The organism is Cupriavidus alkaliphilus, assembly GCF_014191175.1.
GTDB lineage: Bacteria > Pseudomonadota > Gammaproteobacteria > Burkholderiales > Burkholderiaceae > Cupriavidus > Cupriavidus alkaliphilus.
On sequence record NZ_JACHWE010000008.1, the window covers coordinates 1 to 15,141 of the forward strand.

General features: G+C 69.0%; 12 protein-coding genes. 3 read left to right on the forward strand and 9 right to left on the reverse strand.

What is annotated here, in order from left to right:
- The first annotated feature begins 335 nt into the window (after positions 1-335).
- From FHX60_RS22540 to FHX60_RS22550, 3 genes are all read left to right on the forward strand, one after another.
- Entirely contained in the window at positions 336-725 is a 390-nt protein-coding gene (locus FHX60_RS22540) for an OsmC family protein (protein WP_112776316.1), read from the forward strand.
- 362 nt (positions 726-1,087) lie between these two features.
- The gene (locus tag FHX60_RS22545) at positions 1,088-1,909 is read left to right on the forward strand and encodes a hypothetical protein (RefSeq protein WP_183284701.1); all 822 of its coding nucleotides are present in this window, start codon (positions 1,088-1,090) and stop codon (positions 1,907-1,909) included.
- A gap of 228 nt (positions 1,910-2,137) precedes the next feature.
- A complete protein-coding gene (locus FHX60_RS22550; protein WP_183284702.1) occupies positions 2,138-2,887 on the forward strand; it encodes a DUF3047 domain-containing protein in 750 nt (249 codons plus the stop codon).
- On the opposite strand, the gene FHX60_RS22555 is transcribed toward FHX60_RS22550, so the two are convergent.
- The 9 genes from FHX60_RS22555 to FHX60_RS22595 all read right to left on the reverse strand — a co-directional run bounded on the left by FHX60_RS22555 (position 2,884) and on the right by FHX60_RS22595 (position 15,095).
- Positions 2,884-3,651, reverse strand: coding sequence for a lipoyl protein ligase domain-containing protein (locus tag FHX60_RS22555; RefSeq protein ID WP_183284703.1), 768 nt, complete (start codon positions 3,649-3,651; stop codon positions 2,884-2,886). The genes FHX60_RS22550 and FHX60_RS22555 overlap by 4 nt on opposite strands.
- A gap of 47 nt (positions 3,652-3,698) precedes the next feature.
- On the reverse strand, positions 3,699-4,040 hold the full coding sequence (locus FHX60_RS22560; protein ID WP_092314669.1) for a carboxymuconolactone decarboxylase family protein: 342 nt from the start codon (positions 4,038-4,040) through the stop codon (positions 3,699-3,701).
- 80 nt (positions 4,041-4,120) lie between these two features.
- A complete protein-coding gene (locus FHX60_RS22565) occupies positions 4,121-5,236 on the reverse strand; it encodes an acetoin dehydrogenase dihydrolipoyllysine-residue acetyltransferase subunit (protein WP_112776312.1) in 1,116 nt (371 codons plus the stop codon).
- Complete coding sequence (locus FHX60_RS22570) at positions 5,236-6,252, reverse strand: alpha-ketoacid dehydrogenase subunit beta (RefSeq protein ID WP_018005967.1); 1,017 nt, start codon at positions 6,250-6,252, stop codon at positions 5,236-5,238. The genes FHX60_RS22565 and FHX60_RS22570 overlap by 1 nt, the downstream gene beginning before the upstream one ends.
- A 35-nt stretch (positions 6,253-6,287) precedes the next feature.
- The gene (locus FHX60_RS22575; RefSeq protein ID WP_092314675.1) at positions 6,288-7,301 is read right to left on the reverse strand and encodes a thiamine pyrophosphate-dependent dehydrogenase E1 component subunit alpha; all 1,014 of its coding nucleotides are present in this window, start codon (positions 7,299-7,301) and stop codon (positions 6,288-6,290) included.
- A gap of 65 nt (positions 7,302-7,366) precedes the next feature.
- On the reverse strand, positions 7,367-8,434 hold the full coding sequence (locus FHX60_RS22580) for an ATP-NAD kinase family protein (protein ID WP_092314677.1): 1,068 nt from the start codon (positions 8,432-8,434) through the stop codon (positions 7,367-7,369).
- Positions 8,435-8,799: 365 nt separating this feature from the next.
- Complete coding sequence (locus tag FHX60_RS22585) at positions 8,800-10,803, reverse strand: sigma-54-dependent Fis family transcriptional regulator (RefSeq protein ID WP_183284704.1); 2,004 nt, start codon at positions 10,801-10,803, stop codon at positions 8,800-8,802.
- 223 nt (positions 10,804-11,026) lie between these two features.
- The gene (locus tag FHX60_RS22590; protein ID WP_112776309.1) at positions 11,027-12,067 is read right to left on the reverse strand and encodes an LLM class flavin-dependent oxidoreductase; all 1,041 of its coding nucleotides are present in this window, start codon (positions 12,065-12,067) and stop codon (positions 11,027-11,029) included.
- Between the two features lie 244 nt (positions 12,068-12,311).
- A complete protein-coding gene (locus FHX60_RS22595) occupies positions 12,312-15,095 on the reverse strand; it encodes a hypothetical protein (protein WP_183284705.1) in 2,784 nt (927 codons plus the stop codon).
- Positions 15,096-15,141 lie beyond the last annotated feature (46 nt).

The following is a 15,141-nucleotide window of genomic DNA, read 5'->3' on the forward strand; positions in this document are numbered from 1 at the left end:
TTGTCTGCAGCAGAGAAACGAGATTATGCAGAGCTTTCTTCGTTTCGTCAACCGTTTGCAGCAATCTTTTTTGCTGCCGTCAGCGCTGCAAACCTTGCTGCGCCAACCTCCCGGCCAACCCCGCAACCCTTGCTGCGCCTGCCTTGCAGGGGCCGCGTTGTGTTGCGAGGGGGCGAATAGTAAGCGAGCGCGGCGGGGTTGGCAAGGGCTTTCTCGGAAATCCCTGAAATCGGCTCGCATGAGCCTCTTTCGACACTCCCGCCCGCCGCGGCAGGTACTTATAGAATGACCGTTCCGGCCCGCGGGGCCGCTCTTTGATGAGATGGGGACGTTCGATGACTATCCAAGCGACATGGAAGCCAAGCCAGGGCAACAGCATCTGCCAGCTGACCAACGGCAGCGCCGAGTGGCAAGCCGATCTCGACGCTTCCGCCGGCGGCGACACCCGCTATCCGAACCCGCATGACTTGCTGGACTCGGCACTGGCTGCCTGCACCACCCTGACCTTGCAGCTGTATGCGAAACGCAAGGGCTACCCGGTCACTGACGTCCATGTTTCCGTCGGTCATGAAGAAGCCAACGGCACCTATACGATGCAGCGGGAGGTCAAGGTCAGCGGCGACCTGTCGCCCCAGGTCCTCGAAGACCTGCTGCGGGTGGCCAATCGTTGCCCGGTACACAAGACCTTGTCGGGACAGTTCTCGATCCAGACCTCGATGGCATGACGTTGCACACCTCGCTCCCCCGATGGGGTTGCCATGGCAAATGAGAATCGTTAGCATTTGACTTCTCGGGTTCTGACACCACCTGAGTCAGCAAATGGGTTAGCCGGGCACGTGAATCGTGCCCGGCTTTTTTCTTTTGGGGGCCATGTCACGGTCCTGACCGCCAGCCGCAATACGCTACGGTGCGATCCGCCCCGTTCGACGCAACACCACCATGTGCTGTGTTGGCTGGCCCACCAAATGGCGTCCGGGAACGGGTCAAAACGGCGGTCCCGACACACTCTGCGCCGCACCGCCGGCTTACCATGGCGAAAAGCAAAACAATAAAAGCGCTTAAATAACGAAGCGAGCGGGGGGATGCCTTGACCAACTTCATTGAAGCCTATTGCGCGCAGATACGGCTGGCGGGCGCCGGCAGCGTGATCGCGAAGCCCGTCGTGGTGGCGCGGGACAGCACCTACGCCATGCACTACGTGCCGTGCGAATACCTGAATCCGCAGGCAGCGCTGGTCCTGGTCAGCACCACGCCAGGCCATGCTCACGTGCGGCTCGCCGCCGCGGTGACCGAGGAACTGCTGCACACCCATGCGCCGGGCCGCGTAGTCCAGCGTGAGAACAAGCGGCGCGTCGAACTGGGCGGCAAGCTGGTGCGGCCCAACCTGATCCGCATGCTCGACCACTTCCGCGTGCCGGAACTGGTGGGGCTGCCACACGCCGCCGCCTTGTGGAACGATGGCTTCGAACGCCTGCAGCCGCTCGCCCTGTTGCCGCATGCCACCACGCGGCGCGGCCTGGCATTCGACGGCCCGCTGGAAGAACTGCTGGACGCACCGATGCTGCGCGAAGTGTTCGAGACGCAGTTCATGGGCGCCGTGCGGCAGATGCGAACGGACGCGCTGTACATCGCATTGGGCCGCACCGCCTGGGCCGCGCTCCAGCACGCGGTCACGCGCCGGTTGCTGGCGCGCCGCCAGCTGCTGGGAATGATGCCGGTGCCGGCGCGCGCTGGCAGCATGGTGCGTTACTTCTTGCGAGAGATCGCCGCCAGCGCCCTGTCGGCCAAGGATCCGGTTCGGCATCGCGTGGACTGGCTCGATGCGGCCCACGCCGAGCTGGAATCGAATGTCCGCAAACTGCGCGCCTCGGTCCGTCCAGAACCGCCTGCCGCCTACCTGATCGCGTAAGCGGACGCTCGCATTCGCACTTGTGATCCATAGACCCCACGGAAGTGGGGTCTTGCACCGTCATTTTGCGTCGATAACGTCTCCTGAGGAATTTGACACTCCTCGCATTCCCGATTTGCGGCCCCTCGCGGGCCGCGATTTTTTTTGTGCTGGCCAGTTTGGGCAGCGCGCCGCGCTCGGGCACACGGTTTGCATTCGGTCCCACGTCTCGTATTCCGCTGATCCGCCATGACGACCACCCATGCGTTGCGCCTTGCCTTGTGTGCCACCCTGCTGCTTGCCCCGCTTTCAGCGTCGGCGCAAGGCGGCAAGCCTGGACTTGTCGTGTCCGAACGCAAGCCGGGCGGCGCGCTGCCGGCGGACTGGAAAAATTTACCGGTCGCCGAGGGCAAGGCCAGGACCGAGTACCAGCTGGTGGCCGATGGCGGCACTACGGTGTTGCGAGCGCAAGCCAATAGCTCGGCGTCCGCGCTGATGCATGCGGGCAACGTGGACCTGTCGCGGACGCCCGTGGTGGCCTGGCGCTGGAAGGCGGACGGCGCGATACCCGGCGCCGACAACCGCGACGGCACGCGCGAGGACGCGCCGGCGCGGCTGGTGTTCTTCTTCGACGGCGACACTGGCAAGCTTTCGCTGGGCGAGCGCGCCGCGATGCAGCTGGCCAAGACCGTGGCGGGCGAGGAACTGCCCTACGCCACACTGATGTATGTATGGTCGACCAGCGCCGCGCCCGGCAGCGTCATCCCCAACCCGCATACCGGCCGCGTGCAGATGATCGTGGTATCCGGCGCCGATGATGCCGGCAAATGGCAGAACCTGCGGCGCAATCTGGCGCGGGACTATGAACGCGTCTTCCACGAGCCGCCCGGACCGCTCAAGGCCTACGGCATCATGACGGACACCGACAATACCCACGCCGCCAGCCGCGCCTGGTATGGCGATATCCGCTTCCTGCCAGCAAACGCGGCGAAGGACTAGGCTGGGGCGGGATGCTGTGCGAGGCTCCATCGCAGCGCGGCCGCGACCTCGGCCATCAGTGCGGCATCGTCCGTCACGGCGTGTCCGGCGGACAGCAACGCCTCACGCACGCTGACCACCTTGTCCGCGTCATACCGCCGTTCGCTGCCGATGGCTGCCTCGAAGGCGTTGGCGCGCGCATTGATCTGCTCCGGGTCGGCGCTGACCAGCAGCACCGCATGGGCCAGCACCAGGTGGCGCTGGCCGTCGGCCGCCTGCATCGCCGCTGGGGCACGCCGCCAGTACTGGGCCGTGCCGGCGATCTTGCGGGCGGCGTCGGGCGGGCCCCAGGCGAGGTTGTAGCGGCCGTCGCAAAAGGAGCCGGCCACCGCCTGCCAGTGGGTATCGATGCCGAGCGTCCGCAGCGCGCCGCCGATCACCGCGCACAGGTGCAGGTAGACCGCATCGCTGAGCGCGCCTGGCGGCTGCCCGACAGGGTAAGCCAGGCTCAGGTTGAGGATGCCGGGCCCCTGCGGAACCAGGCCGCCGCCGGACATGCGCAGGAACACGGGGCAGCCTTGCTGCGCGAAATCGGCGCGCGCAGTCTCCAGCGCCGCGTGGCGCAGGTAGGTGCGCGGCACCACCAGCGACTGCGGCGCCTCCCACAACCGTGCCACCTGCCGGCCCTGCGCCGCGAGTTCGAGCAGCGCCAGTTCTTCCTGCAGCGGGTCACCGCCCGCGTGGGCCGCGGCGACGGGATCGACAAGTTCAAACTCAAACGGCATCGGTCGGGGAACTGCCCGGGAATGGCAATGCGCCGAGTCTAGCAACCCTAGGCATTGAGCGCATCGAAATATGCCAGCGCCTTGGCGGCGTACATCGCGCCGGGGCCGCCTCCCATTTCGATATTGACGGCCAGCACTTCGGCCAGTTGCTCACGGCTCGCGCGATGGCGCAGTGCCTGGCTGGTGTGGAACAGCACGCAGTCGTCGCAGCCCTTTTGCACGGCGAGCGCGACCGCCACCAGTTCCTTGAGTTCGGCAGGCAGGCTGCCCTGTTGCGTGGCGGCCTTCATCACGCCGTGGAAGGCGCTCATGGTGGCGGGCTGAGCCTGGCCGAGCGCGCCGAATTGCTTGTTGATCTCGGCCAGGCGGGTCTTCAGGTCTGTGGTCATAGGGAAGTGTCCGTTAGTGGATCGCCCAAGCTGGCATCAGCCGCGCGGACGGCGCATGGTGGCGCCGTCCGCGGGCGGCATCAGCCAGCCAGGTGGGTCTTCAGCAGCGCATTGAAGTCGTTGGCTTTCTCCATCTGGCTCATGTGGCCAGCGTCGGCGAAGACCTTGACGCTGGCACCCGGCGGCGCCGCTTCGGCATGTTCGGCGGGAATGATGCGGTCCTGGCCGCCCCACACCACCAGCACGCGCTTGCCGCTGTCGGCCAGGCGCTGGCCCGGTTGCTCGCTCTGCCGACCGCCGCCGAACAGGCCCTGCCCCAGCGCGGTCAGAGCCTCGTCGACGCCATCGAGCCGCTTGTAGCGCAACAGGTCGTCCAGCATCTGCCGGCTCACCAGCCCCGGGTCGGCGAACAGCAGCTCGACCACGGGCTTGAGCTCGCGCCGCGACTGCGCCTTGACGAAGCCATCGGTATAGTCGCTGTTGACGGCCTCGCCGAAGCCCACCGGCGACACCAGCGCCACCGACAGCACCCGCTGCGGCGCATCCACCGCCAGTTGCGCAGCCACGCCGCCGCCCATCGAATGGCCGACCACATGCGCCGCATCGATCCCGGCCTCATCCATGAAGCGCGCTACAAAGCCGGCCATCTGCGCCAGCGTCGTGCCCGCGAGCCGCGGCGACGACTGTCCGTGGCCGGGCAGGTCGAGCGCCACCACGGTGTACGCGTCGGCCAGGGGATCGAGGTTGAACAGCCAGTTGTCCAGGTCACCGCCAAAGCCGTGGATGAAGAGCACGGTCTGGGCGCCATCGCCCTTGCGGGCATAGCGGACCCGGATGCCGTCGACCTCGGCGAACTGGTACGCGGCGGCGGCGTCCTCGTCGCCGCTGTCGTCCGCCGGCGTTTCATAAGCCGCCACGTATTCATCGATCTGCGCATCGCTCACCTCCGCAGGGGCCAGCACGCCGAGCAGCGCTTTGACCGGCAGCACGTCGCCGGCCTGCGCCACCTTGCGGCGCAGCGTGCCCGCGTCGGGCGCCTCCACCGCATTGGCGATCTTGTCGGTTTCCACGTCGAGAATCGGCATGCCCACGGTGATCTCGGTGCCTTCGTCGACCAGCCAGGCATTGACGGTGCCCTCCTTCATCGACAGGCCCCATTTGGGCATCACGATCGGGGTAATTGCAGGCGTAGCCATCAGTGCTTGCCTCCCTTCACAGTCTTGCGCGCGGCATTGACGATCTGCGCCGCACTGGGGATATACAGGTCTTCCAGCGTGGGCGAGAACGGCACCGGCGTATGCGGCGGGCATACCATCTCGATGCCGGCCTTGAGCGCACCGAAGGCCTGCTGCGCGACCTGCGCGGAGATATCGGTGGCGATATTGCAGCGCGGGCTGGCCTCGTCCACCACCACCAGGCGGCCGGTGTTCTCGACTGACTCCAGCACCGTGTCCATGTCCAGCGGCGAGAGCGTGCGCAGGTCGACGATCTCGGCCTCGATCCCTTCCTTGGCCAGCGTCGCCGCCGCCTCCAGCGCGCGATGCACCATCAGCCCGTAGGTGACGATCGTCACGTCCTTGCCGTCGCGCACGATATTGGCCTCGCCGAAGGGGATGGCATAGGCGCCTTCCGGGACATCGCCTTCCAGGCCATAGAGGTTCTTGTGCTCGCAGAAGATCACCGGATCGTTGTCGCGGATCGCCTGGATCAGCAGCCCCTTGGTGTCGTACGGCGTGGACGGGCACACCACCTTCAGGCCGGGGATATGCGTGAACAGCGGCGTCAGCATCTGGCTGTGCTGCGCGGCGGCGCGGAAGCCCGCGCCCACCATGGCGCGGATCACCACCGGGGTCTCGGCCTTGCCGCCGAACATGTAGCGGAACTTGGCAGCCTGGTTGAAGATCTGGTCGAAGCAAACGCCCATGAAGTCGATGAACATCAGCTCCGCGATCGGGCGCATGCCGCACGCGGCGGCGCCGATCGCGGCGCCCACGTAGGCCGATTCGGACAGCGGCGTATCCAGCAGCCGGTCGCCGTGCTTGGCATACAGGCCCTTGGTCACACCCAGCACGCCGCCCCACGCGTCCTTCTCGCCGTCCGCGCCGGCGCCACCGACGATGTCCTCGCCCAGCATGATGACGCTGGGGTCACGGGTCATTTCCTGGTCGATCGCCTCGTTGATCGCCAGCTTGATGCTCAGTTTGCGAGCCATGTCTGTCTCCTGATAATTGGTTTGCGCGTGGCGGATCAGTAGCTGACGTAGACGTCGGTCAGCAGGTCTTCGGGCCCCGGCTGCGGCGCCGCCTTGGCTTCCTGCACGGCGTGCTCGATCAGCGCCGCCACTTCGCGGTCGATCGCGTCGAGTTCTTCACGTGCAACCACGCCAGCCTGCGTCACGGTGCGCCCGAACAGCTTCAGGCAATCCTTGTTGGCGCGGATGTCGTCGAGTTCGCCGGCGGCGCGGTAGGTCTGCGCATCGCCTTCGAAGTGGCCGTAGAAGCGGACCATCTTGCATTCGAGCAGCGACGGCCCGCCGCCTTCGCGCGCGCGGCGGATGACTTCGCCGGCGGCTTCGTGGACCGCGAAGAAATCGGTGCCGTCCACGGTCACGCCCGGGATGCCGAAGCCCGCGGCGCGGTCGACGTAGCTGTCGACCGCGGTGCCGTAGTCGCGCGAGGTCGATTCGGCGTAGCCGTTGTTCTCGATCACGAAGATCACCGGCAGGTTCCACACCGCAGCCAGGTTCAGGCTTTCCAGGAAGGTGCCCTGGTTGGAGGCGCCGTCGCCGCAGAAGGTAATGCCGACCTCGCCCTTGCCGCGGAACTTCGCCGCCAGCGCGGCGCCGCAGATCAGCGGCGCGCCCGCGCCGAGGATGCCGTTGGCGCCCATCATGCCCTTGGACAGGTCGGCGATATGCATCGAGCCGCCCTTGCCGTTGCACGAGCCGCCCTTCTTGCCGTAGATCTCCTTCATCATCGCCACCGGGTCGACGCCCTTGGCAATGCAGTGGCCATGGCCGCGGTGCGTGCTGGCGATGCGGTCGCCGTCGTGCAAGTGGTGCAGGATGCCGACGCCAGCGGCTTCCTCGCCCGCGTACAGGTGGACGAAGCCCGGGATGTCGCCGCGCGCGAAATCCACGTGCAGGCGCTCCTCGAAATCGCGGATGGTGCGCATCTTGCGGTACACCGTCAGCAGCGTCTCCTTGTCGAGCGGCAGGGTGCCGCGCGGTTGCGCCGGATCTTGCGAAGCTCTGGCTGTCATGTCTGTCTCCTTCGTTTTCAGGTGTTGCACTTCAAGAAAAGCGGGGCATGCGCGGCCGGGCGTGCTCAGGCCAGGGCGTGCTGGGGCACGCTGCGCATCAGGTGGTGACGCGCCGCGTGGCGCATGCACGCGGCGACATCGATGCTGCGGAAAGCGTGGTCGTGCAGCGTGACGGTAACTTCGTCGTCCGGGCCGAAGGTCAGCTCGCGCTCGCCGTCCAGCGCGACGACGCCGCTGCGCTGGCGCACGCGATGGGGGCGGCCGTGCGCGAGCCGCTGCCAGCCGGCAATGGGCACGGTGCACATCAGGCCGGGCGCAATCGGCGCGCACAGGTTGAATTCGCCCGCGCCCGGCGCAGCCAGTTCGATTGCAAGGCCGCCGGCTTCGCGCCGACCCACCGGCTCGAGCAAGCCGGCGATGGAGGACAGCCCGATCGCCTCGGGATCGGCAAATGACACGTAGACCGCGGCCAGCGTGTCGGTCTTCCACAGCGCGCGCGCGCCGATAAAGTGTTCGTGCGAGATCACCGCATCGACCAGCGCGATGTCGCGGCGGAAGTTGCCATTGCCGTCGCGGATAACGATGTCCAGGCGCTTGTTCGACGCCAGCGCCTGGCTGGCGGGAATGCGCCCGGTGGCATAGAGGCCGGTGGCGAGCCCGGTGACGGTGGGTTCGCGCATCTCGGGATAGGCGTTGTTGGTGCCGGTCGACAGGCCCGCGATCGGCACCGCGCCGCACTCGCGCACCACGGCGCGGTGGGTGCCGTCGCCGCCCAGCACGATGATGGCGGCGACGCCGGCATCGGCCATGCAGCGCGCGGCATGCAGCGTGTCATCGACGCGCGAGGCCACCGGCATGTCGAGATACGCGACCTCGGGCAGGCTCGAGTCCGGGCCCTGGCGGTGCGCCAGGTGCCGCGCCAGCATGACGCGCAGCCCCTCGCGGTCGGGCATCATCAGCACGCGCCGCACGCCGCAGGACGACAGCGCGGCCAGCAGGCGCAGCACGATATTGACGCGGTCGGCCAGCTGCAGGCTGTTGGCGTTGGCGATCACGCGGCGGATGTCGCGCGCCGAGACCGGATTGGCGATGATGCCGACCAGCGGCGCATCGGCGAACCTTGGCTGCCCCATTGCCTGTCTCCTGTGTTGTCGTTGTGGTGACAGGCGTATTTGCAATGGCTGTGCCAGTGGCCGGAGGGCATCGCGATGGCGCAAGTCGGGCATGGCGGCGCCCCTGGCTTCAGGGATAACCCGCAAAAACCGCTACCGCTTTGCCAGAAGCGCGGCCGGAACGGCCGCCATGGCGAGACAGGTGTCACAGTACAGGTGCACGCAGTGGACACACGTAACGTCTCGTGACCGGCCTTGCCGCACGCCTGGCGAAGCCAACGGGAGAGAGAAGTCAGGAAGACGCGATGGCGCGAACGCCTTCGCAGAAACGGGTACGGTCGGCAGCCACGCTGGCTGTGCCGGCCGCCTTCAGGTGTGGTGCAGCGCTAAGACTGCGCGCCGCCGTCGCGCCGGTTAGGCGACTGGATGCCGTAGCGCTCCATGCGCCGGTACAGCGTCATGCGGCTGATGCCGATCTGGCGCGCGACCGCGCTCAGGTTCCAGCCCGATGCGCGCAGGTACTGCATCAGCAGCATGCCCTCGGGGGGCAGCTGGTGCGGGTCGAACGGTGCGGCGGCGTGGTCCGTGGCGCAATCCACCGGTGCCGGCTCGGCCGCCGCGGCAGCCGGTACGGCGGCGCCGGCCACCGCTTCGGGCAGGTCATGCACGTCGATGTAGCCGGCGCTGCAGACCGCGCGCGCGTACTCCAGCACGTTGCGCAGCTCGCGCAGGTTGCCCGGCCAGCGGTGGCGGCGCAGCCGCTCGCTCGCGGCCGGCGACAGCGTTACCGGTTCGCCCGCGCCCTCCTGCAGCAGCTTGCGCACCAGCCAGTCCAGGTCGGTGCGGGCGCGCAACGGCGGCAGTTCGAAGCGAGCGCCGTTGAGGCGGTAGTAAAGGTCCTCGCGGAAGCGGCCTTCGGCGACCAGTTGCTCCAGGCGATGGTGCGTGGCCGAAATCACGCGCAGCCGCACCGGCACCGGGCGCGCGGCGCCCACCGGCAACACCTCGCCCTCGGCCAGCACGCGCAGCAGGCGCGACTGCAGTTCGCGCGGCATGTCGCCGATCTCGTCCAGGAACAGCGTGCCGCCATCGGCCTCCTGGATCAGCCCGCGCTTGCCGCGCGAGCCGGCGCCGGAGAAGCTGTTGGGCAGGTGGCCGAACAGCTCGCTTTCGATCAGGGTCTCCGGAATCGCCGCGCAGTTCACCGCGACAAAAGGCCCGGCGCGGCGCCCGCTGGCCTGGTGCAGCGCCTTGGCGAAGAACTCCTTGCCGCTGCCGGTTTCGCCCTGGATCAGCAGGTGGATCGGTGAATCGACCAAACGCGCGGCGCGCTCCAGCTGCTGCGCCAGCGCGGCATCGCCGCCGCTGAGCGCGGCCAGCGGCGCGGGCATCGCCACCTGCGCCGGTGCCGCGGGCGCCTGCCAGCCCAGCGCGGGCGGCATCACGCTCAGGTACAGCAGGCCGCCGCTGCGGTTGAGCGCGACCAGGCGCTGCTCGCTGGGTCGCGAATAGACATAGCGGCCCAGGTCTTCCAGCCGGGCGTCGAACAAGGTTTCGAACGGCAGCCCGAGCACGGTCGCGCCCGGCATGCCGGCCAGTTCGGTTTCCAGCATCAGGCGGGCGCGATGGTTGTGGCCGACGATGCGGCCGGCATCGTCGAGCGCCAGCAGGTATTCCGGGTTGACGTCGACGAACTCGGGCGCGACGTTGAGCTTCAGGATCCAGTCGCGCCGGTGCGCGCGCAGGAAATTTGCGTTCTCGATATGCGCGGCGTAGATGCGCACCATCTGCAGCGCCAGGCCCTGGCTGTCCTTGGCCTGCGGCGAGACCAGCGCCGAGATGTCGAGGATGGCGTGCAGCTTGCCGTGCGTGTCGAACAGCGGCGCCGCGGTGCAGGTCAGCGGGATATGGGTGGCGTCGAAATGGTCGGCCTGGTGCACGGTCAGCGCCTGCCCGGTGACCAGCGCGGTGCCGACCGCGCAGGTCCCGGCGCCGCTCTCGCTCCATTCCGCGCCGAGGTAGAGGCCGGCGTGGCGCAGCGCGGCATCGGTGTGGGTATCGCCGATATAGTCGACCGTGACGCCCTGCGCATCGGTCAGCAGCACCACGTAGCCCAGCGCCGCCACCTGCGCGTGCAGGCTCTGCAAGCCGTGGCGGGCGATGCGGGCGAAGTCGTCGATGCGTTCCTGGTGTTCGCGCAGGCGCGTCTGCGGCAGGATGCGCGCCTCCTGCATGCGCGAGGGATCAAGCCCGTACTGGTGCACGCAGCGCCGCCATGAATTCTGGATGATCGCGTCATGCGCGATGCGCTCCGCGAGCGGGGCTGGCGGGGATAGGTAGGCGGTGGCCTGGACCACCGTCTCGATGTGCTCGCGTTGCCGCAGGTCCATCGCTGTCTCCTGTCGTCGCTGCCCCCGGCCGCGGGACATTGCATTGGGGGCGGCGGATCGGGCGGACTATGCGGGCGCGTGCCCGGGTGGCCACGCCTCTGTCTGGTGTCGGCCTTCTAATGTATCCGAGCGCCTCGGCGCTATGCAAACCAGAACCGGCAGGAAATGAAAGACAGCGGCCGGCGCACGCCGCAAGTGCGGCGTGCGTCATACCCGAAACAGCTCAGAGCGCGGCGTTGGCCTTGAGGCTGCGCGCTGCCGCGGCGGCGATCTCGAACGAACGCAGCCGCGCCTGGTGATCGTAGATCTGGCCGGTGATCATCAGCTCGTCCGGCTGCAGGTCATCGGCAAAGCGCTGCATGCCGGCACGCACGGCCTCCGGGTCGCCTACCACCGAGCAGGCCAGGGAGCGCCGGATATGGTCGGCCTCGCTCTCGTTCCAGAGCGCTTCGATATCGTCGACCGGCGGACGCAGCTGCCCCGGCGTGCCGCGCACCAGCGCCAGGAACTGTTGCTGCAGCGAGCTGAACAGCCGGCGCGCCTCGTCCCCGGTATCGGCCGCGAACACATTGAGGCCGAGCATCACGTAGGGCCGGTCCAGCGTTTCCGACGGGCGGAAGGTGCGCCGGTACAGGTCCAGCGCCTGGCGCATGAAGCCCGGCGCAAAGTGCGAAGCAAAGGCGAACGGCAGCCCCATTGCCGCGGCCAGCTGCGCGCTGAACAGGCTCGATCCCAGCAGCCAGATCGGCACCTTCAGTCCGGCCCCCGGCACCGCGCGCAGGCGCTGGCCGGGGCGCACCTCGTCGAAATACGCCTGCAGCTCTTCAACATCCTGCGGGAAGGTGTCGGCGCTGTCGCTGGCCAGGTGGCGGCGCAGCGCGCGCGCCGTGGCCTGGTCGGTGCCGGGCGCACGGCCCAGGCCCAGGTCGATGCGGCCCGGATAGAGCGAGGCCAGCGTGCCGAACTGCTCGGCGATCACCAGCGGCGAATGGTTGGGCAGCATCACGCCGCCCGAGCCCACGCGGATGCGCTGCGTGCCGTTGGCGACATAGCCGATCAGCACCGCGGTGGCGGCGCTGGCGATGCCGGGCATGTTGTGGTGCTCGGCCAGCCAGTAGCGGTGGTAGCCCAGCTGCTCGGCATGGCGCGCCAGGTCGAGCGAGTTGCGCATGGCCTGGCCGGCATCGCTGCCTTGCGGGATCGGAGCCAGGTCGAGCACCGAATAGGCGATGCCGTTGCCGGCGGGGAGAGAGTCGCGATTCATGTCGTGGTCTGGCGGGCGGCGTACGCCACACGTGCGCGCCCGCTGCGATGCGGATGGTTCGCTATGGTAGTGAGCCTGCGCCGATCGTGCTGGCGACCGAATCGCGGCCCTGCGCGCGGCGTGGGTATCCGCCGCGACGCCGCCGTGCCGCGGCTGCTGGAGGCGCTGGGCGACGCCAGCGGCCGGCTGGGGCCGGCTGGAAGACGTGATCGGCTCCGTGCACCGACATCCGTTCAGCGCGCGATCACGTCAGCAGCGCCTTCCCCACTTCGCCGCCCAGCACGCGCCGGCCGATCGCATGCCCGAGCGCCCGGTAGCTTTCCCATTGCGCCTCGTCGAAGAACTGGTCGCCGGTGCCTTCCTGCGGGAAGGCCGGGTGCGTGGCGCCATAGTGCCGCACGTCGGCCGGCGCCCATGACACCAGCCGCGGCTTGACCAGCACGATGCGGCAGACGCGCGCGCGCGGCGCCGCGCAGGCCGGGTCGGTGCGGTATACGTCGAGCAGCACCGCGCATTTGTCGGCGGCGCCGGCGCTGGCCGGCTGACCTGGCGCGAAATCGTCCGGCACGCCGAAGACCCGGCTCAGCACCGGATGCGTGGTGGCTGCCTCGGTATCGACGACGATCTCGAGGCCATGGTCGATGCGCGCGAGGCGGATCAGGTTGGCAAGGTCGCCGAAGCGATAGTCGGGATCGGCCCCGCAGTCGCACAGCACGATCAGCGCGACGTCCCGGCCCGGACGCAGCAGCTCGTAGACCCCGGTGTTGTCGAAATGTCCGCCGTCCGACAGGTACTGCCAGCCGCGCCGCGTGCCATGGAAGCGCGCGCTCAGCTCGCATCCGAGGTAATACTGCGTGCGGAAGATGCCGGCGGCCAGCCAGGGATGCGTGGCCCGTTCGGGATGGCGCCAGCGCTCGCCCTCGCGCCCGCCGCGGCGCGCGTAGCGGGCCGGGAACGACGGCCACCATGTACCCAGCCGCAGGTTGGCCAACCCCAGCAGCAGCGATGTGCCGAGCGTGGTGGCCCGGCCCAGCCCGGTGGACACCGCCGCGCCCGAGATCGCGATCCAGTCGCCCACCGTCAGCGCTTGCGCCAGCTTGCCCGACGACAGCCATGACACATCCGGGCAGCACTGCCAGCCATCGACGGTAAAGCGCGCATAGGCGTCCGGCGCGATCGCGCTTGCCGCGCCCGGCTGCGGCAGGCCGGCACCGGGTGCCAGGCACAGCGGCTTGCCCTTGCGGTCGCGCTGGACCAGTTGCTCGGCCGGGTCGACGGTCAGGTTCAGCGTCACGTTGATCAGGTGCAGCGGCGCCAGCACGTGCGGATCGTAGTAGGCGTTGAGGCTGAGCTGGTCGCCGGGCACGGGCTCGGCCACGCTGAAGCGCGCGCGCCGGCGCCGGTCCGCCGCCGGATCGGGATCGGGCGCGGCAAAGCGCTCGCCGTTGGAAGCGCCGAGGTAGGCGCGCGTGAGGCGCGCCGCGTAGAAGGGCTGCAGCGTGGACAGGTTCAGGAAGCCGGTAAAGCGGCCGGCGACCAGCGCCAGCACCAGCGCCACGACCGTCAGCGTGATCAGCGCCGGCCCGGTGTAGGCGGTGCCGTACACCAGCCAGTCGACCGGCTCGCGGCCATTCCAGCGTACCCACAGCACCAGCCACGACCACAGCACGTACAGCAGCAGCGCCAGCACCGCCGCGGCCGTCCCGGCCAGCAGCGAGACCGGCAGGCGTGCCCACAGTACGCGCCAGGCGGTCCCGGCGCTGCCCTTGCGGCCTTCATCGAGCCAGCGCGCGCCGTAGCGCACCAGCCAGACCAGCACGCCCAGCGCGCTCGCAGGCAGCGCCACGCCCCACGGGTGCCCGGCGGCGTGGGCATACAGGTAGGTGGTGCGCGCGACGGTATCGGCCACGCCCAATGCCGCCAGCCACAGTGTCAGCGTGACCGCGGTGCGCAGCGCACGCGTGGCGCGCACGCGATAGCCGGACACGGTGCGCGGCTCACCCTGCAGTATCACCAGGCAGGCCAGCACGCCAAGCCAGGTCAGCACGCCCAGCGCGGCAAACAACTGCGCCGGCACCGGCCGCGCACCGATCCATTCCGACCAGTACGCGGCGCCGAGCAACAGCAGTCCCAGCAGCGTGGCCACCATCGGCGCGGGGCTGAAGAAGCGGCCCGGTGCCTGGGGCTCGGTGGCGCGCGGATAGACCAGCCAGTACGCCAGGCCGGGCGGCACCGCGCCGATCACCGCCGTGGCCAGCGGCAGCCACAGCAACGGGCTCCACCAGATCGCGCATTCGCCCTGGTTGAAGGCCTGCCGCGCATCGTGGAGCAGATCCATCTCATAGCGTCCGAAGCCATACCAGGCGCCCGCCGCGCCGTGCAGCAGCAGCGCCAGCAGCGACAGCAACACCAGCAGCGCGCTGCCGATCACGTAGTGCATCGCCAGCCAGTTGCGCGCCACCAGCGCGGCGGCATAGAGGTTGTCGCCCGCACCCGTGGGCGACAGGTAGCGGCCATTCTCGCGCAGCCACGCGACCGCGCCGCGGCCCGGATCGGCGGCATAGGAGACCGAAGTGTGGATGCGGCCCGGCGGCTCGCATTGCAGCGTGTGGTAGGCGTCGGCCGCGGCCTGGACCGGGCCGGTGCCGCGGCGCAGGCGCCCGGGCACGAACAGGCTGACGAAGAAGGCGCCGAGGTAGCCGCCGCCGCTGACGGTCGACAGGTAATCGAACTGGGCCAGCAGCGAGGCCAGCCCGGGCACGGTCTGCGCCGCGGCGGCGGTGTTCGCCGCAGGCGTCTGGGGCGTGCCGCCGGGCGGGGTGGGGGCGGTCGTGTCTGCCGGCATGTCGGTGCCGGCCAGCGCCTGCATCACGCCCAGGCAGAAGGTGGCGCTGCGGATGCCGCCGCCGGACAGCGCCAGCGCCCAGTTGCGCTGGCCCTCATGCGTGCGCGGCGCGATGGCGAGCAGGCGGCGGCGGTGCGCGATGCGGGCCGCTTCGTCGCCGTAACCGTGGTCTTCCGCAGCCATGGGCACCTCCCCCGTAGCAGTCGGCCTGCGCCAAGTATAGGCAACG